The organism is Nostoc flagelliforme FACHB-838, from assembly GCF_014698065.1.
Classification (GTDB): domain Bacteria; phylum Cyanobacteriota; class Cyanobacteriia; order Cyanobacteriales; family Nostocaceae; genus Nostoc; species Nostoc flagelliforme_B.
The window spans coordinates 20,852-45,080 of record NZ_JACJSI010000006.1; the positions used below are offsets into that span (position 1 = coordinate 20,852).

Below are 24,229 nucleotides of genomic sequence, written 5' to 3' on the forward strand. Positions count from 1 at the left end.
AAGGACAAATGAGCAATGTATTTCGGGAATTCCTGCAAAAAGTAGGCAGTGGAAACCACACAGCCGAGAATTTAACTCGCGCCCAAGCAGCCACCGCAACTAAAATGATGCTGCTGGGTGAAGCGACACCAGCCCAAATCGGAGCGTTTTTGATTGCTCATCGCATCAAGCGCCCCACAGGGGAAGAGTTAGCAGGAATGTTAGATGCTTATGATGAACTAGGGCCAAAACTGCAACCAATAGCCTCTGGGCGGCCAGCGATCGCTCTTGGCATCCCTTATGATGGCAGAACACGCACAGCACCAATTAGTCCAGTAACAGCTTTACTGCTCGCCGCAGTTGGACAGCCAGTAATCATGCACGGTGGCGATCGCCTACCAACTAAATACGGCTTACCCCTGATAGATATTTGGCAGGGTTTAGGAGTCGATTGGACTACCCTACCACTGGCAAAAACCCAGCAGATATTTGAGCAAACGGGAATCGGCTTTATTTATCTACCTCAGCATTTCCCTTTGACTACAAGTATTTGGGAATACCGCGACCAACTTGGCAAACGTCCGCCCTTAGCGACAATGGAGCTAATTTGGTGTCCTTATGCTGGGGATGCTCATGTAATTTCTGGGTTTGTCCATCCGCCGACAGAAGGGATGTTTCAGATAGCTCTAGGGCTGCGAGGAGTAACAAAATTTACATTAGTGAAAGGATTGGAAGGTAGTTGCGACTTACCGCGCGATCGCACTGCAATCATCAGCTTATCTGCATCCATAGCATCCCAAGAGGTAGAACGATTACACCTCGTACCGCGTGATTACGGCTTTACTACCAAAAACGTGCCCCTTGGAACTACTGAAGAACTGGTGGCGGAGATTCAAGAGGTTTTGGCAGGTAAACCAGGTGAATTGATGCAAACAGCCTTGTGGAATGGGGGATTTTATCTATGGCGGAGCGGTATTTGTCCAAATATGCCAGAGGGTTTAGCTAAAGCAGAAGAATTATTAACCACTGGGATGGTAGCAGCTAAACTCCAAGAACTGATCCAATTAGTAAATTCCGTATCAGCAGATGTACCCTCTAGGGTGTCAACGACTTCTCCAAAATAGATTTTTGTTGCAACCAATCCTGACCCACTTGGATACTGATATCTGAGCCAAGGTTGCCAGTGCTTTCCACGCGCACTTCGCCAAATCCTAAAGTATTGCGAATGGATTCGGCACTGTCACCATCTCCTTGTTGGGCGACAATGTGAGTTACATCTAGAGGTTCACCCCATGCCTTGGCCACATAGATGTTCCGATATCCAGATTTTTCCAAAGCTCTAATTAACGGTCGCAAGTTAGAGCGATCGCCACCTGTACTATCTTGAATTGCTACACGTAAAGAGCTTGGGTCAGTTGTAGTTGCCAACTGTTCCTCTTCTGATTCCAAACCAAAGTGTTGAGCCATCAGTTTGGCAATACCATTTTTGCTGGGCAACCAATAGCTAGCACCGAACTCGCCTTTCTCGCTAAAGCGACCAGGCAGCATTAACATTTGCATATTAGAGCGATTTGTCCGCACTCCAAAACCCATCAGCGCCACTAACTCTTCAACAGTCAAGTTAGTATCAATGTGGTCTTTCACTACATCCAGAACTTTTGGTAATTGAGCGACAGTAGTTGGGTTGAGTGTTTGATCCATCAAAGCACGCATGACCATTTGCTGCCGTTGAATCCGACCAATATCACCGAGTTCATCATGGCGAAAACGCAGCAATTGTAGTGTTTGATCGCCGTTGAGATGCTGTTTACCGGCTTTCAAATTGATGTACAAATGCTGAGAATCATCTTGGTATTTCATATCTTTGGGGACGTATACTGTCACACCACCCAAAGCATCAATCAGCTTGCCAACTCCTAAAACGTTAATTCGGACATAGCGATCAATTCCTGCTCCACCTAAGAGATTACTGACGGTTTTTGCAGTCAAAGCTGGCCCACCTTCAAGATTGGCAGCATTAATTTTTTTCACTCCATACCCCTCTATTTCTGTGCGGGTATCTCTGGGAATGGAGAGCATATTTATTTTTTTCGTCTCTGGATCAAATTTGACCAAGAGCATGACATCGGAAAGACCATCAAAGGAGTTTACTTGGGGCAGGTATTTGAGGTTTTTGGTTTCTTCAGGAGGGTTTTGGATATCTGGCGGAAGTACGCTCATGCCCATCACCAAGAGATTTACCGGGCGGGTTAATTCTGAAAATCGCAGCACACCTCCAGAAATGCGATCGCTATCGAAGACTGCTTCATCCTTTGGACTTAGCTGGGCTTGTTGCAAAGGCGTGCTGCTCAAAGATACTGCCAAAAGCGCCCCCGCAGTTGCTGACACCATCGCAATACCACTCATCCCCACCCAAAACCATAGCCAACGTCCTGATTTCGAGTTCTGAGAAATTTTTCTACTGGACTTTAAGGCTTTTCCTGACTGGTTTTCTTCCGCCGAACTTCTTTGAATGGTCACAGACTTCCTCACACTTACTCACTAATCAAATTCGGTAAATTTGTAGACTAAAAACATCCAAACAAATCAACCCATAATAGCTAACTCTTAATTATCAGTGCTAACTTTTTTAATGTAGTGTCAACCACAACACTTATAGCAGCATTTATCCTTCTTTTGGGCCAACCTAGAGATGTTTTACTGAAGTATGGCAATAATAAACTGGATTTGACTAGATATATGAATAAATTAACTGTAAATTTTGAGAAAATCAGTAAAAACACTGGCAATTTGTCACCTTAAAAAATTAAGATAAATACTTGCCAAGTACTCGTTCTGCTAAATTACTAAACCCTGGCAAACGACCAGATTTGCCCTGCATCAGGCGCAAAATCAACCAGGCACTGACTAAAAAGTAACCCGACGTGAGAAAACTATTCAGGATAAATAGACGTAGCGGAAAAAAATCTGAAGTTGCTGCTCCCGTGGTTAATAATAAATAACCCAACAGCCAAGTAAGTGCCAAAGTAATAGACAAACGACTAATAGCAAGTTGTTCCCGACTACCCTGCCCCCGATACAGAGTCCACAAGGATGGAAAAAAGCCGATAATTGGAACTAAATGTAAAAGCAACTGTGTTTTGGAGATTGGGGAAGGTGGGGCCCCCTCTGGGGATAAAGGGTAATGGGGATTGGAGAAGGTGGGGCCTCCTCTGGGGATAAGGGGTAATGGGGATTGAGGATTATTATTCTCCCCCTGCTCCCCTGCTCCCCTGCTCCCCTGCTCTCCTGCTCCCCACTCTCCACTCTCTTTCGGTTCAAAATTATTCATTGGGGTTAGTCTAACTCCTAAACTAGAAGGATGAATAAGACTCATATAGTTAGAGATAATAAACTGTAAAGAAAGATTTAACTTAGTTCTATTCCGCAATCAGCTCAAAATGCAGACACGCAAGCTACTCGACTGGTGGCAAACATTCACTCCAATAGCGCGAATCGTGGCGATCGCGCTATTCATTCCGCTGCTAGTTCTCAATGGTTGGGCAATTTCGGTATTTTTTGATTATTTCCATTCTCTCATAGTCATTTTAGTCGGAGCCTCAGTGCTAGCATTTCTGCTCAACTACCCCGTGAGTTGGATGGAACATCATGGTGCTAGACGAGAGCAAGTCGCTATTTTAGTATTTCTCTTGGCTTTATCGATTTTATTGGCGTTGGGTGTGACACTTTTCCCGTTGGCCCTTAGCCAAGCTGAACAACTGGTGGCTCGCTTGCCGGAGTTGATCGACTCTGGACGCTCTCAGTTAATGATATTAAATGAAAAAGCTGAGACTTATGGTTTACCGATTAACCTCGATGCACTGGTAGTGCAAATCAATGATCGCGTCAAAGGACAATTACAAGCGATCGCTGGACAAGTTTTAAATCTAGCAGTACTCACAGTCACTAGTCTGCTAGATATTCTGTTGACGATGGTTTTGACTTTCTATCTTTTACAGCATGGGGGCGAACTCTGGCAAAGTTTAGTGGAGTGGCTACCTAATAAATTTCGCGATCCTTTCTCCAAAACAGTCCGCCTCAGCTTTCAAAATTTCTTCATCACCCAGTTAATTTTATCCACCTGTATGGCCTCAGCCCTCATTCCTACCTTTTTGTGGCTGAAAGTACCATTTGGGCTACTATTTGGCTTAACTATTGGACTGATGGCTCTCGTCCCCTTTGGTGGTTCTGTAGGCATCGCCCTGACTACATTATTGGTAGCGTTGCAAGATTTCTCAATGGGTGTGAGAGTGTTGATTGCAGCGTTAATTGTACAGCAAATACTCGAAAACTTAATTGCCCCCAGAATTTTAGGCAGCTTTACAGGTTTAAATCCAGTTTGGATTTTAATTTCGGTCTTAACAGGGGCAAGAATTGGCGGACTATTGGGTGTAATTGTGGCAGTACCCACCGCTGTTGTGATTAAGACTGCTTTAAGCGCTTTGCGTCTTGGCAGTGAGACAAACGACAGCACCACTGGGGACATAACTGCACCTGTTGCAGCAAACGAATTGCCAAAAGCTGATGCCAACAAGACTTTGAGCATTTCTGAAGCGACATTACCCTAATGGCAGCAGGCAGAAGCCTCCTCATTGTGGCTCAATGATTGAACCCATAAACAAAACTTTTCCCGTCTGATTATCCCTGATGGCACAGAAGAAGGGACGATCAACAATCATTCGGAATGGTTCTGGTTCATCTCTAAAAGATGTTGTTACTATTCCCACTGAAGTAGCCGCAGCCGCTTCCGTTCCTTCTTCGTTCACTTCCACAAAAGTTTTATGTTTAACTTGGCTAATGGCAAAATTCTTACCCATGCCAGAAAAATTAGCTTTGTTGCTGAAAGCCACTTCCATGCCTAAAGTTTTCAAGGCATCATTGAGTGTAACTTCGTAATCTGTTTTGAAGCGGGGTAGGCGAATAAACCCTTCTTGTTTCTTGAACTGAGCCATCCATTTTTCCCAGTTCTCAGCATTCAAGTTTTGATAGAAGCCTTTGAGGTTAGAGTTTTGTTTGGGCAGGAAAATATAAAAACTGAGTTTACCATCTTTACCGTAAGGTAAACTAACTGCCTGAAATTGTTCGCTTTCATAATATCTATAATCACCCTTCTGTGACATCATTGGGTGTTGCTTTCGTCTGCCAGATGTGATGTAAAAAGGGTATTGAGCAGTTTGATTTTTATCAAATTCGTTACTCCAATTCCCTTTAAAATATATGGCATTGATCAGAAATAACACCTGGTTGGGTTCAATCTTTTCAACTATTTTATTAATTTTGCCATTAGTACTTTCTTTTACCCAGTTATTGATAATACTAGATGCGGCGGCATCTTTAAAGTTTAAATTGTTCACCTTGGCTTGATAGAAATCCTGGGTTCTCTTGAGGAAGTCTGGCGCAAAGCTAACATCTTGATTTGCCCAAAGTGAGTTAGCAATTTTTAGTTGCACTTTCGCATCAGAATTGTCTAAAAGCTGCTTTAATGCCGCCGCGTAAGAAGAGTTAATTTCTGGTAGATTCATCCCCTGTAATTCTAGGGTTTTTGCCATTGCTTGTTGAGTCGAGCCGCTAGCGCCGTTGTAGGTCATAGCAAGAGCGATCGCAACACTCGAAGGTGAGATAAAAACATTCTTCTCACCCCGATCATTTTTCAGAACTTCTGAAAACAGTTTGAAGCCAAACTTATTGCTAGACTCAACTATTTTTGTATCAGTGTTGGCTGTTTTTTTTTGCAATGGAGTTTCAGGCTGAGGTACACTAGATTGTGCAAGGGCATTTTTGCTATTCTCAAGTTGAGAACACCCTAATACACTGAATAGAACAACACTTGCAGCTGCCAGAGCATAACGTCTGCCTAGACTCACACCATAACGTCTTTGCAGGAAATTTTCTTTCGCATCACTAAATTTTTGCCGATTCATTCTGCTACCTCACTTGCCAAAGATTCCCGATCTGTGCTCATGGTTGACGCAGAAACTGTGTCAATGATTAACTATTGCATTTGCTCCAATAGAAAAATGGGACTGTTACAGAAACTGTAACAGCCAGTTATTCGCTTAGAGGAATTCAACACAACTTCTGAGAGTTGCTAATTCCTAATTGAGGCGGCTATGCAGACGAATTATGAAAAATTGTGATTTTTAGGAATTTTCCTATTTATCAACCTATTTATCAATAAACGTATTGTAAGCTACGTAATCATAAAATAACCACTACTGTTGGGTTTTGATAGATAAAATGTAGCGATGTTTACGACGGGCTACGCCTACGCTCGTTTGTATACCATAGACTCTGCCCTCTTTCCTTTTAGGAAAGAGAGAAGTGCTATAACATTTCTCAGATGTACGGCTGTGCTGCCTTATTTCAATTGATAGGTACACTCCACCAAGCTAAACTATAGGGTTGAGTCGCTTCATTGATCTTTTGACGAAACTGGACACGTATTTTGTAATTGCCAGCAGCAGGAACGGGGCAGAAAATATGTTCTACACTATCGATTTGGCTGATTGAGGAGCAAATAGCACCAGAATCGGAATTTTGAGCATCAGCTTTTACCAGATAGAGGTCGAGATTATTTAAACCGCGATCGCGAAAATTTTCGCCTACGTCATACTGCTGGTTTTTATTTCTATCGTTGAGTTCCACTAATCGATTCCAATTCAGGGTGACAGCAACAAAACTCTCCTGCTTTAAAGGTTTTGCTAATATATAGTCAACAAATGCTTCAACATCGATTGTGCGATAATCCCAACCAATAGCTGGCACCGCAGCTGATGCCTGCCATTGACCAGCACTAAATTGCTGATAAGCACGAGATACATTCAAATGACCCGCTCCCATTTGAGCATCCAAAGGAATCTTTGGATCTTTGTAAGCATCAGAATCTAGCCAGTTTTGATTTTGTTTATCAATTAGTGTTCGGGTCATTCCCAACCGCAAGCCATCGCCGCTATCTAACATTTTGTCTGCTGAATTGAGCAACACAGCTTTCATCACTTGATGACGCCGAGCATCGATGCTCCAGTGTGGTTGTTTTGTCCGCGTCTGTCTATCAGCAAATTCTTGTAACAGAGCAACAGTAGCAGTAACTTGAGGCGTTGCAAAACTTGTACCTGTAACCTTATTCAATTTGCCATCAGGATTGAGCAAAGGAATATTATTACCAGGAGCAACTAAACTGATAGCACGTCGCCCACCAAGATTAAATTCCCTTCCAGCTAGCCTTCCACTCACTCCTTGGTTAGCACCCGCCAGATTAGCCACGTCTACTTTGTTAAAAACTCCCCCTCGGCGGGATGAAAAAGCCACGTTTATTCCGTTAAAATTGTCTGTAGGAATGGGAATACCGCCCTTACCTTGGTTGCCTGCGATCGCATACAAAACATCATGAACGCGACTAGACCAGTCAACACATAAAGTTAGTAAAGCATTGCCGTCTAAAGTAGCCTCTGGTCGAGGATCGCGGCTCAGAGGTTCACCAAAGCTAAAGTTAATGGCACGGACATCGCCAGCATTTTGTAACGCTACGTGCTGGGCTGATAAGCACTCTTCCGGCTGACCCATGTTTTTAGTCGAACCCACCGCCGACGAATACAATCGTGCTCCCGGAGCGACTCCCGGCAAAGCCTTGTCTTGGCTCACCATGACACCAGCGACATTGTAGGCGTGGGAGTCAACACCGCTATTAGACTTAGCTGGGCCATTGCGTAAGAATACTGCCGCTAAAGATATGGCACGGTTTTTAGAAACCGCCTTATCCCACCCAAACATTCCCGGTCGGCCAATTTCCACTTGACCAATAGCAATCTTACGGCCGATTAAATTATAAGGAGCTTGGTGTACCTTCAAAGCATCAATACCGTTAGTTCCTAGCGCAGATTCTAAAACTGAAGCAATTACCGGCGCACTCAGGCAAGAAGCACTTAATCCCCAAATTATCCAGGTTAGTTTTTTAGTCATTTGTAATTTGTAATTTGTCATTTGTCATTTGTCATTTGTCTTGGGCATTGCCGCACCCTCTTATAAAGAAGTATTGAGCATGGATTCTCCTTGTGCCCAGTCCCTAGTCCCCAATACCCACCCCTTAAAAAAGCCGGGATCAAAATTATTAGTCTTGCTCAATGCTTTGTTACAATGCGTACAGACGAGGACGCTTAAAAACCCACTAGCCATGACCCAAAACCTATCTCAAAAGCCCATTGTAATTTCTCCATCTATCCTATCAGCCGATTTTAGTCGTCTGGGCGACGAAATCCGCGCCGTAGACGCAGCTGGAGCAGATTGGATTCATGTTGATGTAATGGACGGTCGTTTTGTACCTAATATTACGATAGGCCCTCTGATTGTGGAGGCGATTCGTCCGGTTACGACCAAACCGCTGGATGTCCACTTGATGATTGTGGAGCCAGAAAAGTATGTAGAGGGATTTGCTAAAGCTGGTGCCGATATTATCTCCGTACACTGCGAACATAATGCTTCTCCACACCTGCACCGCACCTTGGGACAAATTAAAGAGCTTGGTAAAAAAGCTGGAGTTGTACTTAATCCTGGTAGCCCTCTAGAGCTAATTGAACACGTTCTAGATTTGTGCGATTTAGTACTGATTATGAGCGTCAACCCTGGCTTTGGTGGGCAAAGGTTTATCCCTGGTGTGTTACCCAAAATCCGCAAGTTGCGTCAAATGTGTGATGAACGCGGTCTTGACCCTTGGATTGAAGTAGATGGAGGATTGAAGGCAAATAATACCTGGCAAGTTTTGGAAGCGGGGGCTAATGCAGTTGTAGCTGGTTCAGCAGTATTTAACGCTAAGGATTATGCTGAGGCTATTACAGCAATTCGCAACAGCAAGCGTCCTAGCCCAGAATTAGCCAAGGTTTAATTCATTTTTGGATTAACTATTGTCTGGTGAAAAAGAATGTAGAGACGTAGCAGTGCTACGTCTTTGAAAGGGTTATGGATAACGCATATTTAATTTCACCAGATGTCTATTCTTTACAAAAAGTAAGGTGGGCTATTTGCCTACCTTATTTTTATTTACCCATAAAAAAACTGGAAGCTATTCAAGTTTTGAACTTCCAGTAGTTAATATATAGATTGAAAGTTTAGAAACTAGAGATAATCCAGGTTGGGAGGACTAGGATTACAATAGTTGAAAGAGAAGCGTATGAGCTACTAGTTCTACCATCCACAAGAACGATTTAACCGTAACTTTTCTATTTTCGTTCCTGTTATTGATGTTAAGCGTTTGCTTTATTAACTAAAGCAACACCAACCACAGGATAGAAAGTTTTATAAGCATTACTCGCACCGTCTGCAGTCGGTGAAAGCTGTCTAAAGTTTGGATTGGGGGAATCCACCTCTCCAAATTTTCTTTGCTCAGACTTTCTCAAAAATAGAACCACCAGTAGCAACGGTTGAATCATTAGTCTTGGTGTAGGAGTTATTTACTCCATGAAATACTGACTACTTTTGTAATCAGTTTGATTTATTTCATAGTCAGAACTAATCATTGATTTTATTTTTAAAATTAACTGGCTTGCTAATCACCTCTATTTTTGTTTAAGTTGTAGTTGTTATTAGTTTACCAATACTGTCAGTATATATGTGCCATTTTGGCAGATTTTTGTAAAAAATTATCAAATTAATGACCACTATAGAAAACCTGCCATGCTAAAAATTTTAAATTCGCATAGCAGGCTCTCAGATACTCAATTAACTCTAGGACAGAATCTATTGATTCAAAATACTTTTTAATTGAATCCACAGGATTTCAAGGAAATATCTTGAGTTTTCTCTGGTTTTAATGGCGATTTTCTTGATTGATGTTCGTTAATGTGCTGCCCTAATCTCTGATCTAAACTACCACTACGAATTTCTGTTTTTTGCTTTCCAACTACTTCTAGATAAGCGAGGTCTTTAATTTTGCTTAAGCAGGTTGATGATACATTACTATCAGACCTGGAATCATTAGTATGTTTCAACATTTTTAGATTTTCGTTTTGCTGTTGTTTTGCCCTGTTGGTTTGAGAGTTTTCTTTAAGCAATCGATTGTAGGTGCGATATGGAATGTAATGGAGAGGATTATAACCACCAAATCGCAGCATTAAAACACATGCCCAGGAATACTTTCCAGCAAGAATTGCTTCAACTACTTTGTCAAATTGTTGAGCCTTTACTGTGTTATCTAAGTTGTTACTAATACCAGCAATGTCTTGGTTCATCATAGTGTTTAGTTATCTTGGATGAAGTAAACTAGTCCAGTTTCTGCGATTGTTGGTGTTTCAATTGAGGTATACAGACTGCATTAGCCTTTTTGCAGCTGTTGAATCGCTTTTGGGAAATTATCAGCAATCAGGCGATGTTGGATGTTTATGAAGGATAAAAATTTATTAACAGCCGCGTATATAACTTTCCCAAACTCTGATTGGCTCCGGCAGCTTTAAGCGTTAAAGAACCAGGCTGAAACTTCTCTGCTGTTTGAGCCTTACCTTGGCGCTGTTGAGCAGAGTTTTAGTGATTTTGGCTGATAACTCCCCTAATAAACTAGTTTTGGCAAGAGCTAGCTCGTAGTAGGGATACAAATTATATAGATTCATTCCTAAACTGTCCCCTTGGCTTGAGGTTTCGGCTGCATTTGACCTGATGATTTTTTCCATGAACTGACCTTTAATTAAAAACAATCAAGTTTTTAATCAAGTAAGTTTGTTGGCTGTTAAGTCCTGATTATCCAGATTCCTTCCAATAAATGGAGGAAACTTTGCTTATAGCTTGTTAGTACAGTGAAAGGTAAAAATTTATCTTTCGTCTTGTCATCTGACTGATAGGACAAAAGCCTTAGTGTAGCTCTTGGTAAATGCAATTTTATCTTCTGAAACTTTCTCAACTCCTAATTAAATAAGTTCTCTCTGTTCACAAGCTTGTATTTCTTTCTACTGTTGAATTAGGCATTTTCCGGGAAATTTGCAGATTTTTTTTAAGCTAATGGAGAAAAATTATTTACTTTTGAGCGTTAACAACGCTATTCGTATTTATACTATTTTTTGACCTTAATGTCATCTACTAAGCTAGCAGATTTATAGGTTAAATTTACTGAATGTATTCCGATACTTACTTGTGCATTGTGCAAGTTTTAGTTTTGTCCTCCTTTGCTATTCTTGAGGGGTCTTACCCCCCACCCAATCCCAATTTAAAACCTTTATTATTGTCGAGTCACTAGAAAATATTACCATTAACTAAAATGTAAAACAACTTCTCCAAATAGTAGAACACAAACAATAAAAAACGTTCGCAGCTATAGGATTGAACATATTTTTTGAATAGGTTCAATTAGATAATAATACTTGTTAGCCTTGTAGTTCTTGATTTACAACAACTACAGCTTTATTGTCTCTAAATACATTGCTGTAACTTGAGCATGAATATTTTAGAATTATCAGTCAGTAATCCTAAATAGCCGAGTTCTGAATAAAATTACTGGTTAGAGACAATATATATAGATAGTTTTAATGCTCATCAACTTAGCCAAGTGAAATAAATGTAAATGGATGCTTTTACTAAAAAAGATACAGCAGGTTAAGTCTGTACAATATTAGGAAATTTAGTAATAGAGATAAAGCTAGTTAACACAGAAATTGGTAAGTTAATTTAGCAATAAATTCTTTGTGTATTAATATCTAATAAATTTATAAATTTGAGATTAATAAATGTAGTGGCAGTTGGGCTAAATGGTAGTTAAAACCACCAAATTTCCATAAGTTTGTGATGAGTGCCTTACTCAACAAGAATACTTTGATTTAGAAAACTGCGCTGTTAAGGCAATATGGTATATACCCAAAACTAAGAAGCTGATGGCAAAGACATTCAGTATTTAGCTGATAACAACCTAAGTATAGTTTCAAACTCTGGATGCGAAAGCCACGCCTTGCCTATGGCTGGATCAGAAATCAATATGCGATCGCCTTTAACTCTCTAGACAACTACATATAATAATGAATCACTTGCCAACGAGCTATCCAGGGGCTATAATATGAGTCCAGCTTACTAAGGCTCGTCCTGACTAATCGCGCTTCGTATCTTAAAGTTTGGCCTGCTTCTGTTAAACCCTGGAGAAATGCACCTGTAGCTAAGTTAAGCAAAGTGTAGAGGTTCAAGCGTATGCCGCAGTATTGGTTAATTATTGCCAAGTACGCAGCGCCACAATCTGTTAAATGAAAAGATAGGTACGCCATAACCTAACTTTTCATTGTGAACATAGTCTGGAAAATATTAGCAATATTTATGCCTAAAGCCAGTAATATTTGCATTTTTTGAAACAGTAGTCTTGAATTCTCAATGCTTCAACTCTTACCATTACTAAAATTTTCCTTCACTTCCGGAAACACTCGGAAAATAAAACCACAAATCTAGACTCTGCTTTATTCAGATGAAGACGAGTTGAATTTGGCAACGCACATACTAGTTCAACGGGTCGCGTCCAAAATTCCCCAACTTCTTGAGGAGACGCTACGCGAAGAAGCTTTAGCTTGTTGGAGACTGGGAACTGGAAAAGAGTCTTTTTCTCAATTTACTTGGGGTTGAATCACCATCAAAATTGTCCCAGTTCCTAATTTCCAGTTTAAGAGGCTTGCTGTTTAGTGATATTTTGCCCTGTTAGATCCCCTCAACACTAATACGGTTGGGATAAAGGTTTTTGATGACACGCTCTAGATTGTAAAGACGGCGATTCATCGCGTCTCTTGCCTTAACTGAACCGTATTGCCCTCAACACTCCTTTTGTAGGGTTAGGGAGAATTAATCCTTACAATGAAGCGTGTGATCGTTTGTAGGGATGCACAACTAGCTGTACATCCCTCGTTTGTTGTATCAAAATGAGAACTGTTTTGATAGCTAATCAATTAATAACTAAGTAAATTCCCCAAATTGCCATTGGTCGCAGGTACGTGCTGGCACGAAAAGTACCAGATGCGGTGATAGCTTCAGGTGTGCGAAATTGCAGACCGTTGTTATAAATTTGCTCTACCACAGCTTGTGTCAACCTCAACGCTTCATCCTTCATTCCCATTTGCACGAGAAAAGCTGCCAGCCCAAAGTTTATCCCCGTCCAAACTTCTAAAGGATGAGTAGCTTTGGGATTTTCTGGTGAACCGTCAGGACGAACACCATTAGCAGCACCAAACTCACCATTGCAGAATTTCAAAAAGCACGCATCATAAACAGTTTTTAGGGCAGAAAGGGCGCGATCGCTCGGTACAATATCAGGTAAGTCCAGCAGACGAGCATAAAACTGGCCGCACAATTGATCTGCCATTACCACATCGGAACCACTTTCACTATCAAGTTTGTAATGTTGGCCATTCCAAAGTTTTTCTTGGTAGATAGGAAGAGATTGTTGTAACCAAGTTTCATAGGTGGATTTTTGAACCGCCAAGCCGCCAAGGTCGCCAAGTTTGTGAGTTAATAAAATATCGCTAATTGCAATTGCAGCTTCCAGCGCCGCCAACCACAACCCACCACAATAGGCGCTGACACCCTGTAACCGCCAATCATCAAAGGTTTGGTCAGGCGCACCAGAATTTTCGGGAATCCCATCGCCATCAAGGTCAAAAGTTTTCAGGTAGTCGAGGGTTTGCACGATCGCATTCCAACAATCTGCTAAAAATTCTACATCGTCAGCACCAGTGAGCAGAAAATCACGGTATACTTGCAAAACAAAATCACTACCTAAATCCTTCCACAAGTTGCAGTCTTGATAGCTGGTGTAGTTGGTTTTCTGCCAAACGTGTTCATTTGGTGCGCCTAAATCGTGGGGTGTTGCACCTGCAACTTTACGAACTGCGATCGGGCTTTCTGCCTTAATTGTCATGTAATAGCCAATTATTCGCGGAGTATCATCACTTTGAGGAATCGCGCGTGCAAATGCCCGAATTACTGACTTTTCTAATTCTGGAAACAGCATCAGCAGGGCAAAAGAGCCATACAAGCGGACATCTAGACTTTCATACCAACGATAATCTAAGCATTCCAGCACTGCAAACTGACCGATGAGGTCAATTTCTGATGCAGCAGTCCAGAGAGTACCGCCGCTAGTAAGGTCATAAAGCTCATTAAATAGAGCCATTTTAAACCAGTCGGGTAAATCTTCCCGGTCGAGAATCGGTTGTTGCCAACTTTGAATTTGCGATCGCCAGCTTTGGTATTCTTGTAGTGCAGTAGATGCGATCGCCCAAGCATTGTTACCATTTTTACCAAAAAAGTCTGTATATCTGCGGTAATAGTTAACTCCAGCTGCAAATTCTGTGATCGGCAAATCCCAAGCGAGAGCAAAGGGAATTTCGAGAGTTTCGCCTGGTTGAAGAGTAAAACGGAGTGCGATCGCAGCCCCTAATTGTTCACCTGCTCCTACTGGATTTGCATCTATATAATTGGGCAAAGAACCATCTTTTGCAAAACTTTGCCACACCTCCTCACCCGTTCCGTCAGGATTCCATCGGCTGTGGTGAAATACTTCTACTTGGGGCTGCTTCAGCGTCGCAATGCACCAAGTTCCATCGCCTTCCTGCAAAGGTTCACCACTATCAACCCGACCGAAAACACAGCCAAACTGTTGTGGATTTTCAACTATTTGGTTATAGTTCCCTTGACTTTCGCCCCAGCGTGGTTGATATTCGTAAACCGGACTACCATCATCGCGCACCCGCACTTTCGGAGATTTGAGAGCATTGGTAAACCAGCCCACCATATTTTGCCAAGTGAGCATGATACTGAGAGTAATCGGTGCATCTGTGGGGTTATGGGCATTCCAGAGGAATATTGCCACTGGGTAGCTAGTTTCTTGGTAATTACCTGCCCAAATTGGGGAAAACTGCTCACAGATCAACTGTGCTTGAAATACATTTTCATACACAAACCAGCTACGTGGGTATAGCGCGTGATAATTCCCTATTCCCTCAGTAGCGGGAAGTGTTGGATACCACTGCCAAACCTTGAGAGTGCGATCATCGGGTGCTTGCGTAGATAAAGCGTAGGCTTGAGAAGATGTACCATTGGATTCAAACACACTGAATTGACAGGCGGGAACGTTTTTGAAAGTATGCTCACCGCCGTCGATGTGCCATAGATTAAAATCTCCGCGTGAAGAACGACCGATGCAACCTGCACCAAAGCCACCTAAAGGCATACCATGCCAAGGGCCATCATCGATATTGCTAGCGTAGCGGACAGTATAAGGTTTGTCCCAGCCTAAACCGATGGGACGGCTCCAAGTGCAAGAGGGAATTTTTGGGGAGAGTTGATTTGTCATCACCTGATGTTACAGCGTGCAGTTACGTCAATGAAGACTAGCGCAATGTGTGATTTTTCTCAACGTAGAAGCACGGTATTGTTCAAAGGGGATAAAAAAAGAGGACAAGGGGAAACTTCTGCCCTTGTCCTCTTGTGTTTGAGATGAGACTTATTGCATAAGTTGGAAAAAGGAGAAAAGGTTCTGTATTGTCCCCTTCCCCTTTAACCTCTACCCTTTTCCCCCCTCTTGCAAAAAGCACTTTTGCAAGAGGTCGTACTTGGATTTACATCTTGGCTTCCTTGTGAACCGATCAGGAAGTAATTTACAAGCCCATTGAGTATAAAATTATCCGGTCATGCAGATGATCGGGCAAAATATGCTTCAGAAACGCTCCGATTTTGGCATCTTGTCCAACAAGATAGCGTGTCTTTGGTTGCTTTGCAGTGAGCGCATGTACAACAGTCTGAGCAACAATATCCGCAGAAATTCCCCTAGATGCGAGAATTTGCATTTTCTTGCGCACAATATTCATCGCCTGTCCGTAAAGATTTTGTGCAGTTTGGGATAGATCCTGCTGTGCTATTTCCGATTGACTTAGGGACTTTTCCCAAATTGGAGTAGCGATCGCCCCAGGTTCGATAATAGAAACAGAGATTCCCCAAGGGCGTAACTCCATCCGCATCACATCAGTGAGTGCAACAAGGGCAAATTTGGAAGCATTGTAAGCTCCCAAGAACGGAGCCGGGCTTCTACCAGAAATGGAACCCATATTGACAATTCGACCCCGACTCTGGCGTAATAGACTCAGAAACCCTTGTGTCACTGCTAATTGTCCAGTGACATTAACCTGCATCTGGTGTTGAAATTCTGCGATCGCTAATAATTCTAAGGGGCCAGGGACAGCAATTCCGGCATTATTCACTAAACCAAAAATCCCCGTACCACCGACTGCATTTGTTACCTTTTCAACCGCAGCTGCGATCGATTCAGCGTCAGTAACATCTAGAAAAATCGGAATGAGCCTTTGTGACCCTTTTTGTTTAAGTGTTTGAGCATCAATGTCTTGACGCACTCCAGCAAAAACAGAGAAGCCCAACTGGTCTAAAAGCAAAGCACACGCCTGACCAATTCCTGTTGAGGCTCCTGTAACCACTACTGTACGTTGATTTTTTACAACCATTGACTTTCTTTTATGATAGGGCTGCCTTCACGAGGTAGGAGGTAGAATTAATCCACACTTAAAAGCGTAGAACTTAGGTTGTGGAAGCTTTGTAGCGCGTTGCGCGTCTCGATACAATTCTCTTTTAAAACTGGGTAATAACCCAGAACTAAAGTTTTCATACTTCTTTCCTCCTGCCTCCTGCCTTCTGCCTTCTGTGATCAATCTTTGCAAGTGCCAGCACGAAGGCAATCTTCGGTTTGGTCATCTCTAGCCGATATTTGCCAGGGCGGTATGCGCGACTGAGCATTTGTACTGTAAGCAATTAGAGCAGCTATTGTGAAAAACTGGTTTTTAACAATTGTCACTTCACTACTACAACTATTGCCTAGCTCAACATTGCCTAAATAAACAGGCAATGACATTAGGGCAATGCAAATTGTCCGGTTCATACCCAACCTCAGCTAAAAATTTCCGATTACGCTATGTATAGATACCACCTTGATGAACCGGATTTTCCCAACTGAGTATTAAATGTTGATGTTGTGTGAATTTACTCAGTGCTACTGGCCGCAGAGACGTAATTTCTAAATTATCGGTTCCACCTTTTTTTAGGTTAGGTATTGCCTACAAGATGGCTTCCTACTACTTTATGCAGATGCAAACCCAAAAAACAGGACAAAAAACCCACAGCAGCCAAAAACATATTTTGGTAGCTGCATTCCCCAGATAAAATAGTTAACAAATGTTGCCTAGTAGCTAACTCATGACACCTTCACAAGACGTAGATACTGTAAACGTTCCCAACCTTGACTCCGAAGGATATGGCAACTCAGACACCGATCCTCTTGATGAGTTGCCTGGTGAAATCGAAATGTCCCTTTTCGACCACCTAGAAGAGTTGCGACAGCGGATTTTCTATTCGCTGATTGCCGTAGCAGTGGGTATTATCGGTTGTTTCTTTGCCGTTAAGCCAATTGTCCAGCTACTTGAGGTTCCAGCACAAGGAGTAAAATTTCTCCAACTTGCACCTGGAGAATATTTCTTTGTCTCCCTGAAAGTTGCAGCCTACACTGGCTTAATACTTACTAGTCCTTTTATTCTTTACCAAATTATCCAGTTTGTGCTTCCAGGATTAACTCGCCGTGAACGCCGCATAGTGGGGCCTGTGGTTTTGGGTTCGAGTGTGCTGTTTGCTGCTGGGTTAGTATTTGCCTATTTACTGCTGATTCCCGCAGCTTTGAATTTTTTCATTAGCTACGGAGCAGATGTTGTTGAACAAATTTGGTCAATTGATAAATATTTTGAATTTGTGTTGCTACTGTTATTCAGCACTGGTTTAGCATTTCAAATTCCCATCATCCAACTCTTGCTCGGTAATTTGAACATTGTCTCGTCTGAACGGATGATTTCTGGTTGGCGTTACGTGATTATGGGAGCAGTGGTTTTAGGAGCCGTCCTGACACCTTCTACTGACCCCTTAACTCAAAGTCTCTTAGCAGGAGCAGTTTTAGGGCTTTATTTCGGTGGTGTGGGACTGGTTAAGCTCACAGGTAAATAATGCGATCGCATTGCTGCAATTTCAAAATCAAAAAAATCTCATCTTAGAAGTAAATGAGACAAGTTACTTATGATGACTTTGAAAAAGTTGAGATTCATATTGGCAAAATCATCAAAGTCGAAGAGTTTCCCAAAGCGAAAAAACCAGCTTATAAATTGTGGATAGATTTTGGTGATTTGGGCATCAAAAAATCTAGTGCCCAAATTACTAAGCTTTATAAGCAAGAGGAACTAATAAACAGATTAATATTAGCTGTTACTAATTTTCCACCCCGTCAAGTAGCCGATTTCATCTCCGAAGTTTTAGTCTTAGGAGTGGTTTTAGACGGTGGAGAAGTTGTGTTAATTCAACCAGATAGAGATGTAGCGGTGGGCAAAAGAATTTTATAGCACTTTATGGTATTTTTTGAAAGAAATACTGTAATTACGGAGAAAACTATTCATTTTAATGCAATAGTGGGTCATAATATCCATTCCGAAGAACGTTCACCCAAATCTAGAGGGATGCTAACAGCTTTGCCGAGCCTGGGGCGATCGCGTGTTTGGCTAATAAATGTTTGTACTTGCGTTGACCCACCCAAGGCATGAAGATAATTAGCAATGCTGTCAAGATGCTCTTGGTACTCTGCCTCGCTCAACGGAAAAGAAGCTTGCTCCAAGTATTTCCACATTACTTGCAAAAATATCTTTCCCTGTGCCCGCCGTAACTGGACATCATAAGAATATCCCCACTTCTCAAGCAACATCTGACGTAATTCCTGTCCTGTCATAGCTTTTCTCAATCAGATTTTACATTTAGTTATGATGTTAAGTTCCGTGACTCCAGTATGATAAGGATATAAAGAAATGTAATGCTAACAGAAAAGATGCTTTTTATATCTTGGAACAAAGAAGTATGGCATCGTTGTGAGCGCTAACATTTCGACTTAGACAAGAGTTCCTCAAGTACAGTACTTTTGTCAAAATGCTTAACAAAATACACAAAGAGCGCGTAGATTATGGCTCAATTTTCTGAATCAGCAGACGTGCCCGATATGGGGCGTCGTCAGTTCATGAATCTGCTCACTTTTGGGACTGTCACTGGAGTGGCTCTGGGTGCATTGTATCCCGTTGTCAACTACTTTATTCCACCCGCAACAGGTGGTGCTGGTGGCGGTACAACGGCAAAAGATGAGCTAGGTAACGATGTTAGCGTCGCTAAATTTTTAGAAAACCGGAATGCAGGCGATCGCAACCTAGTCCAAGGGCTAAAGGGAGATCCTACCTATATTGTGGTAGACAGCAAAGAAGCAATTAAAGATTATGGCATTAACGCCATCTGTACCCACTTAGGTTGTGTCGTCCCCTGGAACGTTGCAGAGAACAAGTTTAAATGTCCTTGTCATGGTTCTCAGTATGACGAAACTGGTAAAGTTATTCGGGGCCCAGCACCTCTATCTTTACCTTTGGCTCATACCACTGTAAACGACGACAAAATCGTCTTGACCCCTTGGACTGAAACCGACTTCCGCACCGGTGATGCAGCTTGGTGGGCTTAATAATTTTTTCCTTAGTCCTTAGTCATTCGTCCTTTGTTCAGGGCTTAATGACTAATGACTAATGGCCAATGACTAATGACTAATTCAATCGTTGCCCTTATTAGAGATGAGAAATGTTTTCTTAAAAGCGAGGTTCACTCGCAGCGCTAGAGCGATTGTAAAAACATTGCTCATAGCGATCGCTACTGTGACATTTTACTTCACCAGCGATTTAGCCCTTCCCCAATCCGCTGCCGCCTATCCCTTTTGGGCACAGCAAACCTATCCTGAAACCCCCCGCGAACCAACAGGGCGGATTGTTTGTGCCAACTGTCACTTAGCAGCCAAGCCGGCAGAAGTGGAAGTTCCCCAATCGGTGCTACCTGACACTGTATTCAAAGCTGTAGTGAAAATCCCTTACGATCTGAGCGCCCAGCAAGTTGGTGCCGATGGTTCTAAGGTTGGCTTGAACGTCGGTGCTGTACTGATGCTCCCTGAAGGCTTTAAGATTGCTCCCGAAGATCGTCTTTCCGAAGAACTTAAAGAAGAAGTTGGCGATACTCCCTTCCAATCCTACAGCGAAGACAAAGAAAACGTCGTCATCGTCGGCCCCTTACCAGGTGAACAGTATCAGGAAATCGTCTTCCCTGTTCTTTCTCCAAACCCCGCAACTGACAAAAACATCCACTTCGGTAAATATTCAGTTCACTTAGGTGCTAACCGAGGACGCGGACAAGTTTATCCCACTGGTGAAAAGAGCAATAACACTGTTTACAATGCTTCCGCTACTGGCACAATTACCAAAATTGCCAAAGAGGAAGATGGAGACGGTAACGTTAAATATCTAGTCAACATCCAACCTGAATCTGGTGATGTTGTCGTTGATATGATTCCTTTGGGGCCAGAACTGGTTATTTCCGAAGGGCAAGCGGTTAAAACTGGTGAAGCTTTGACCAGCAACCCCAATGTCGGTGGATTCGGTCAAGCAGATGGAGAAATCGTACTTCAAGACGCCTCTAGAGTTAAATGGATGATTGCATTCATCGCTCTTGTAATGTTAGCTCAAGTTATGCTTGTGCTGAAGAAGAAGCAGGTTGAAAAAGTCCAAGCTGCTGAGATGAATTTCTAAACTCTTTGCTAAATCATTACTTACGAGACAGGCATATTGCCTGTCTTTTTTAATGTTAGTTACACAAAGCCTAGAAATTTGATGCTTATACCAATTGATGTACTATATCATCTACATTTAGAATTAAATAGTCCTAAAAGTATTGAAATCAAATTTTCATAAGTTATCCATTTTGAAAAAGTTAATTTCACTCTAATTTGCTTGCTTAATCAAGCAAATAGTTATATCTTACAAGTGGTTTAATCATCACTATATAAAACACAATTGATGCTTGCTGTTCGAGGAATCACCTCGTTCTCGGTAGTACAAAATTTTACTTCTACAGCACAAAAATTTTATGGCTAACTTCAACGTCACTAACACCAATGACAGCGGTGCAGGTTCTCTGCGAGACGCGATTGCACAAGCTAATAACACGAATGGCGCAGATACGATTAGTTTTACTGATCCGATATTTCAAGATAGCATTGCTGATACCATTATCCTTACTAGTGGAGAGTTAGAAATCACCGATACACTTATCATTAATGGCACAGGCTCAATCAATGTTACTGTTAGTGGTAACAATTCTAGCCGTGTATTTAATGTCAATAATCAAGACAGTAATAATCAAATTACAGTAGAGATTACTGGACTAACAATTACTGGCGAAACTAGTGTTGATAACGGTGGCGGCATCCTCAACTTAGAAAACCAGGCAATCAGCAGCAGTATTTCTAGTAGCAATTCGACCACTGAAGGAAGCAGTGGTGCGATCGCTAGCAGCAGTATACTGACAATTAACAACACTGGTGCAGCTACAGCCACAGCCACAGCAATCTCCACCGATGGCAATATATTTGTGTCTGTTACAGATAAAATCGCTAGCACTGCCTCTGCTTCAGCCTCCTCCTCAAACGGAGTTTATACTGTCTCTGGCAATAACACGCTCAAAAATGGTGCTAGTAATGATCGCTTGATTGTTGACTATTCGACAGGCGATAATCTCCTCTCTGGTGGCGATGGCAACGATACTCTCACAGCTTCTGGTGCGTCTGGTAAGAAGACACTCATTGGTAATGATGGCAATGACTACCTCACAGGCGGCAAAGGTAATGATAGCCTTTATGGTGGAAATGGTATTGACACCTTTGCTTTCAATAGTTTCAATGAAGGCATTGATACTATTTATGACTTCAACGCGACTAATGAATTGATTCAGGTATCGGCTGCTGGCTTTGGTGGCGGGTTGTCAACACCTTCACTTAATGCTAGTCAATTTACCATTGGAACATCTGCAACCACCGACACTCAAAGATTTATCTACAACAGCACTACAGGTGGACTGTTCTTTGATCAAGATGGCAGCGCGTCTGGGTTTACTCAGGTACAATTTGCACAATTATCTGGTGGATTGCCAATAAGCGAAAACAATTTTGTGATTATTTAATCGGAATTAGCGCTCGATTAAATAGAGCTAACATTAGCAAAATCTTAAAGCGCACAGCAAATAATTAATTTTGACAGCATTTGACAAACCCTTACACAGGCTAAGGTTTGCTCTGTTGTCGGTAAAATAAACGAACGCTCGTCACTACTAATATAGGGTGAGCAATGCTCACCCTACTGCTGTTGATGATTTTTTGGGAGCCTATAGCGGACGATAGACGCGATAGTTGATTTCGGGGAAGATATTATCCATTAACTCGACTTTTTCTAGCCAACCACTATCAATTTTGCCGATTTTAACGTCTTCATAAAGCTTATTGAACCGCATCAGGTGCGATCGCGTCCGTCTAATTGCATAGGGTACCATTGTTCCCGTCCGCATAATAAAAGCCCAGTCGGAAGATTGTGCTAATAGCAGTTCTCGCGCCGCTTGGTTAAGCGCTTTCCACTGTAATTCATTTTCTGGTTCCAAATGCGATATTTCAATCATCCGTTCAGCAGCTTTGTGCAAATGGGGGTAAATCCACGCATTCGTTTCGTTTAACCAATACTCGTGAAAACCTTTGAAACCCCAACTTGATTGCGAAGGACGACAGACTTGCTGCGTTGGCTGATCTCGCAAATAGTCTGCTAAATGAGTCATTTGATATGTTTTTTGGTCATACCATGACTTGCGGAATAGGTAATCGATGAACCAGGGGCCTTCATACCACCAATGTCCAAATAACTCTGCATCATAAGGTGAAACGATAATTGGCGGGCGCTGCATTATACCATAGAGATGCTCAGATTGCCGCTCTCGGTTATACATAAAGTTATCAGCGTGTTCTGCTGCTTTTTCCCTCGCCCAATAGGGATCGTAAAGTGCCTTATCTGAAAGTCCTAAGCCACGCCCCGTAATTTTGTGATACTTAATACCCGTATTTTTCCGTTGACCATTGGGCATGATGTAGGGCTTGATATACTCATATTCTGCTTCCCAACCCAAATCTTTGTAAAATTCCCGATATTCCGCCGCCCCAGGATAGCCCACCTCAGAAGACCATACCTGTTGGGAAGATTCATGATCTCTTCCAAAGACCGCAACACCAGTTTCTGTATAAATTGGGGCATAAGTGCCGAAGCGCGGACGGGGACGGGCGTAAAGGATGCCATGCCCATCTGTGAGGAAGTAGCGTAACCCAGCATCGGCTAGCATCCGCTCTAAACCTTCATAGTAAGCACATTCCGGCAACCAAATGCCTCTAGGTGCTTGTCCAAAGGTTTGCTCGTAATGTTCGCAAGCTACCTGAATTTGCGCCCACACTGCTTCTGGATACATCTTCATCAACGGTAAATAGCCGTGAGTAGCGCCGCAAGTGATGATTTCCAGGTTGTTAGTGTCTTGGAACTTCTTAAAAGCTGTCACCAAGTCACCATTGCAGCGTTCCCATAACTGACGTGCTTCGCTAAACTCAGTGACGTAATGTTCGGCTAAATAACGAAGATGCCCGTTGTTGATATTATGTTCTGCTTCTAGTGCTATAAGTTCTTCTAGTTGGGTTAAGTGTGCTTCATAGCGTTCTTGAAGCAGAGGATCACGAAGCATAGACACTAAAGGTGGTGTCATACTCATCGTGATTTTAAAGTCGATACCGTCTCGCTTTAAGCCTTCAAATACTTTCAATAATGGAATGTAGGTTTCTGTGATGGCTTCATAGAGCCATTCTTCCTCCAGCACATAGTCACTTTCCGGGTGACGAACGAAGGGCAGATGTGCGTGGAGTACAAGCGCGACGTAGCCGATAGCCATAGTGATTTTGGGGTGATACTTGTAAGTTGAAGGTTGAGAGGTTTGGCTGAAATTAACAATATTTTAAGACTTATGGGGATCGTAAGAGCAGTTTTCAGTTGAGTTAAATATAGTGTGTGTAAGGGCAGACTAATGTTATGCCCCCAGTGCGTCTTGTTAACTAGCTTTGAATCTCTGTAAAACTTGTCTATTTGTTTATTGTATTATCCTGTACTTAAAATATTTACTTAGGTTCAATGCTTGCGGCTCGTAAACATTCTGGCAATTTTCAGCCTGTTGGCATTCCTGTTCTAGTTGCTGGTTCGTTTGCTGCAACTGTGGTTTTGCTTCTTATGGCAATATTCTG

Annotated in this window: 21 protein-coding genes; 8 read left to right on the forward strand and 13 right to left on the reverse strand. The window is 42.2% G+C overall.

What is annotated here, in order from left to right:
• Positions 1-8: 8 nt before the first annotated feature.
• Positions 9-1,103 carry an anthranilate phosphoribosyltransferase family protein gene (locus tag H6G97_RS04655; RefSeq protein WP_190939536.1) on the forward strand — a complete coding sequence of 365 codons (1,095 nt, stop codon included), beginning with the start codon at positions 9-11 and terminating at the stop codon, positions 1,101-1,103.
• On the opposite strand, the gene H6G97_RS04660 is transcribed toward H6G97_RS04655, so the two are convergent.
• Both H6G97_RS04660 and H6G97_RS04665 read right to left on the reverse strand, forming a co-directional pair.
• Positions 1,075-2,499, reverse strand: a complete 1,425-nt coding sequence (locus tag H6G97_RS04660; RefSeq protein ID WP_190939537.1) for an LCP family glycopolymer transferase — start codon at positions 2,497-2,499, stop codon at positions 1,075-1,077. The two genes, H6G97_RS04655 and H6G97_RS04660, sit on opposite strands and share 29 nt — an antisense overlap.
• Positions 2,500-2,785: 286 nt before the next feature.
• Positions 2,786-3,127, reverse strand: a complete 342-nt coding sequence (locus tag H6G97_RS04665; protein WP_190939656.1) for a hypothetical protein — start codon at positions 3,125-3,127, stop codon at positions 2,786-2,788.
• Between the two features lie 292 nt (positions 3,128-3,419).
• Between H6G97_RS04665 and H6G97_RS04670 the strand changes: the two genes are divergently transcribed.
• On the forward strand, positions 3,420-4,586 hold the full coding sequence (locus tag H6G97_RS04670; RefSeq protein WP_190939538.1) for an AI-2E family transporter: 1,167 nt from the start codon (positions 3,420-3,422) through the stop codon (positions 4,584-4,586).
• Positions 4,587-4,607: 21 nt separating this feature from the next.
• Here H6G97_RS04670 and H6G97_RS04675 read toward each other — a convergent pair whose 3' ends face one another.
• Both H6G97_RS04675 and H6G97_RS04680 read right to left on the reverse strand, forming a co-directional pair.
• Positions 4,608-5,939, reverse strand: a complete 1,332-nt coding sequence (locus H6G97_RS04675) for a serpin family protein (protein ID WP_190939539.1) — start codon at positions 5,937-5,939, stop codon at positions 4,608-4,610.
• A 442-nt stretch (positions 5,940-6,381) separates the two neighbouring features.
• A complete protein-coding gene (locus H6G97_RS04680) occupies positions 6,382-7,977 on the reverse strand; it encodes a S8 family serine peptidase (protein WP_190939540.1) in 1,596 nt (531 codons plus the stop codon).
• 211 nt (positions 7,978-8,188) lie between these two features.
• Here H6G97_RS04680 and rpe point away from each other — a divergent pair, with 211 nt between their 5' ends.
• Positions 8,189-8,896, forward strand: a complete 708-nt coding sequence (gene rpe / locus H6G97_RS04685) for a ribulose-phosphate 3-epimerase (RefSeq protein ID WP_190939541.1) — start codon at positions 8,189-8,191, stop codon at positions 8,894-8,896.
• A gap of 358 nt (positions 8,897-9,254) precedes the next feature.
• Here the strand turns inward: rpe and H6G97_RS04690 are convergent, their stop codons facing one another.
• The 7 genes from H6G97_RS04690 to H6G97_RS04720 form a co-directional block, all read right to left on the reverse strand.
• On the reverse strand, positions 9,255-9,440 hold the full coding sequence (locus tag H6G97_RS04690) for a hypothetical protein (protein WP_190939542.1): 186 nt from the start codon (positions 9,438-9,440) through the stop codon (positions 9,255-9,257).
• Positions 9,441-9,767: 327 nt separating this feature from the next.
• Positions 9,768-10,238, reverse strand: a complete 471-nt coding sequence (locus tag H6G97_RS04695) for a HetP family heterocyst commitment protein (protein ID WP_190939657.1) — start codon at positions 10,236-10,238, stop codon at positions 9,768-9,770.
• 225 nt (positions 10,239-10,463) lie between these two features.
• On the reverse strand, positions 10,464-10,673 hold the full coding sequence (locus H6G97_RS04700) for a hypothetical protein (protein ID WP_190939543.1): 210 nt from the start codon (positions 10,671-10,673) through the stop codon (positions 10,464-10,466).
• Positions 10,674-11,993: 1,320 nt separating this feature from the next.
• Positions 11,994-12,245: a cysteine peptidase family C39 domain-containing protein gene (locus H6G97_RS04705; protein WP_338421580.1), complete on the reverse strand. Its 252-nt coding sequence runs from the start codon at positions 12,243-12,245 to the stop codon at positions 11,994-11,996.
• Positions 12,246-12,907: 662 nt separating this feature from the next.
• On the reverse strand, positions 12,908-15,316 hold the full coding sequence (locus H6G97_RS04710) for a GH116 family glycosyl hydrolase (RefSeq protein WP_190939544.1): 2,409 nt from the start codon (positions 15,314-15,316) through the stop codon (positions 12,908-12,910).
• Positions 15,317-15,620: 304 nt separating this feature from the next.
• Entirely contained in the window at positions 15,621-16,478 is an 858-nt protein-coding gene (locus H6G97_RS04715) for an SDR family NAD(P)-dependent oxidoreductase (protein ID WP_190939545.1), read from the reverse strand.
• Positions 16,479-16,678: 200 nt separating this feature from the next.
• The gene (locus tag H6G97_RS04720; RefSeq protein ID WP_190939546.1) at positions 16,679-16,909 is read right to left on the reverse strand and encodes a hypothetical protein; all 231 of its coding nucleotides are present in this window, start codon (positions 16,907-16,909) and stop codon (positions 16,679-16,681) included.
• Between the two features lie 314 nt (positions 16,910-17,223).
• Between H6G97_RS04720 and tatC the strand changes: the two genes are divergently transcribed.
• Together tatC and H6G97_RS04730 are read left to right on the forward strand one after the other, a co-directional pair.
• Entirely contained in the window at positions 17,224-18,018 is a 795-nt protein-coding gene (gene tatC / locus H6G97_RS04725; RefSeq protein ID WP_190939547.1) for a twin-arginine translocase subunit TatC, read from the forward strand.
• A 53-nt stretch (positions 18,019-18,071) separates the two neighbouring features.
• A complete protein-coding gene (locus H6G97_RS04730) occupies positions 18,072-18,407 on the forward strand; it encodes a tRNA-binding protein (protein ID WP_190939548.1) in 336 nt (111 codons plus the stop codon).
• Positions 18,408-18,478: 71 nt separating this feature from the next.
• Here H6G97_RS04730 and H6G97_RS04735 read toward each other — a convergent pair whose 3' ends face one another.
• A complete protein-coding gene (locus tag H6G97_RS04735) occupies positions 18,479-18,787 on the reverse strand; it encodes a DUF3067 family protein (protein WP_190939549.1) in 309 nt (102 codons plus the stop codon).
• Positions 18,788-19,015: 228 nt separating this feature from the next.
• On the opposite strand from H6G97_RS04735, the gene petC reads away from it, so the two are divergent.
• The 3 genes from petC to H6G97_RS04750 all read left to right on the forward strand — a co-directional run bounded on the left by petC (position 19,016) and on the right by H6G97_RS04750 (position 22,092).
• Positions 19,016-19,555 (forward strand): cytochrome b6-f complex iron-sulfur subunit, encoded by a 540-nt coding sequence (petC, locus tag H6G97_RS04740; protein WP_190939550.1) that lies wholly within the window; start codon positions 19,016-19,018, stop codon positions 19,553-19,555.
• A gap of 106 nt (positions 19,556-19,661) precedes the next feature.
• The gene (gene petA, locus H6G97_RS04745) at positions 19,662-20,663 is read left to right on the forward strand and encodes a cytochrome f (RefSeq protein ID WP_190939551.1); all 1,002 of its coding nucleotides are present in this window, start codon (positions 19,662-19,664) and stop codon (positions 20,661-20,663) included.
• A 337-nt stretch (positions 20,664-21,000) separates the two neighbouring features.
• Positions 21,001-22,092, forward strand: coding sequence for a calcium-binding protein (locus H6G97_RS04750; RefSeq protein ID WP_190939552.1), 1,092 nt, complete (start codon positions 21,001-21,003; stop codon positions 22,090-22,092).
• 201 nt (positions 22,093-22,293) lie between these two features.
• Here the strand turns inward: H6G97_RS04750 and H6G97_RS04755 are convergent, their stop codons facing one another.
• Positions 22,294-23,883: a glycoside hydrolase family 57 protein gene (locus H6G97_RS04755; RefSeq protein ID WP_190939553.1), complete on the reverse strand. Its 1,590-nt coding sequence runs from the start codon at positions 23,881-23,883 to the stop codon at positions 22,294-22,296.
• Positions 23,884-24,229 lie beyond the last annotated feature (346 nt).

Excerpts from the sequence above, each read along its gene's own strand:
- H6G97_RS04655 (WP_190939536.1), top strand. The coding sequence starts at position 9 with ATGAGCAATGTATTTCGGGAATTCCTGCAAAAAGTAGGCAGTGGAAAC.
- H6G97_RS04670 (WP_190939538.1), top strand. The coding sequence starts at position 3,420 with ATGCAGACACGCAAGCTACTCGACTGGTGGCAAACATTCACTCCAATA.
- H6G97_RS04675 (WP_190939539.1), bottom strand. The coding sequence starts at position 5,939 with ATGAATCGGCAAAAATTTAGTGATGCGAAAGAAAATTTCCTGCAAAGA.
- H6G97_RS04680 (WP_190939540.1), bottom strand. The coding sequence starts at position 7,977 with ATGACTAAAAAACTAACCTGGATAATTTGGGGATTAAGTGCTTCTTGC.
- rpe (WP_190939541.1), top strand. The coding sequence starts at position 8,189 with ATGACCCAAAACCTATCTCAAAAGCCCATTGTAATTTCTCCATCTATC.
- H6G97_RS04690 (WP_190939542.1), bottom strand. The coding sequence starts at position 9,440 with ATGATTCAACCGTTGCTACTGGTGGTTCTATTTTTGAGAAAGTCTGAG.
- H6G97_RS04695 (WP_190939657.1), bottom strand. The coding sequence starts at position 10,238 with ATGAACCAAGACATTGCTGGTATTAGTAACAACTTAGATAACACAGTA.
- H6G97_RS04700 (WP_190939543.1), bottom strand. The coding sequence starts at position 10,673 with ATGGAAAAAATCATCAGGTCAAATGCAGCCGAAACCTCAAGCCAAGGG.
- H6G97_RS04705 (WP_338421580.1), bottom strand. The coding sequence starts at position 12,245 with ATGGCGTACCTATCTTTTCATTTAACAGATTGTGGCGCTGCGTACTTG.
- H6G97_RS04710 (WP_190939544.1), bottom strand. The coding sequence starts at position 15,316 with ATGACAAATCAACTCTCCCCAAAAATTCCCTCTTGCACTTGGAGCCGT.
- H6G97_RS04715 (WP_190939545.1), bottom strand. The coding sequence starts at position 16,478 with ATGGTTGTAAAAAATCAACGTACAGTAGTGGTTACAGGAGCCTCAACA.
- H6G97_RS04720 (WP_190939546.1), bottom strand. The coding sequence starts at position 16,909 with ATGAACCGGACAATTTGCATTGCCCTAATGTCATTGCCTGTTTATTTA.
- tatC (WP_190939547.1), top strand. The coding sequence starts at position 17,224 with ATGACACCTTCACAAGACGTAGATACTGTAAACGTTCCCAACCTTGAC.
- H6G97_RS04730 (WP_190939548.1), top strand. The coding sequence starts at position 18,072 with ATGAGACAAGTTACTTATGATGACTTTGAAAAAGTTGAGATTCATATT.
- H6G97_RS04735 (WP_190939549.1), bottom strand. The coding sequence starts at position 18,787 with ATGACAGGACAGGAATTACGTCAGATGTTGCTTGAGAAGTGGGGATAT.
- petC (WP_190939550.1), top strand. The coding sequence starts at position 19,016 with ATGGCTCAATTTTCTGAATCAGCAGACGTGCCCGATATGGGGCGTCGT.
- petA (WP_190939551.1), top strand. The coding sequence starts at position 19,662 with ATGAGAAATGTTTTCTTAAAAGCGAGGTTCACTCGCAGCGCTAGAGCG.
- H6G97_RS04750 (WP_190939552.1), top strand. The coding sequence starts at position 21,001 with ATGGCTAACTTCAACGTCACTAACACCAATGACAGCGGTGCAGGTTCT.
- H6G97_RS04755 (WP_190939553.1), bottom strand. The coding sequence starts at position 23,883 with ATGGCTATCGGCTACGTCGCGCTTGTACTCCACGCACATCTGCCCTTC.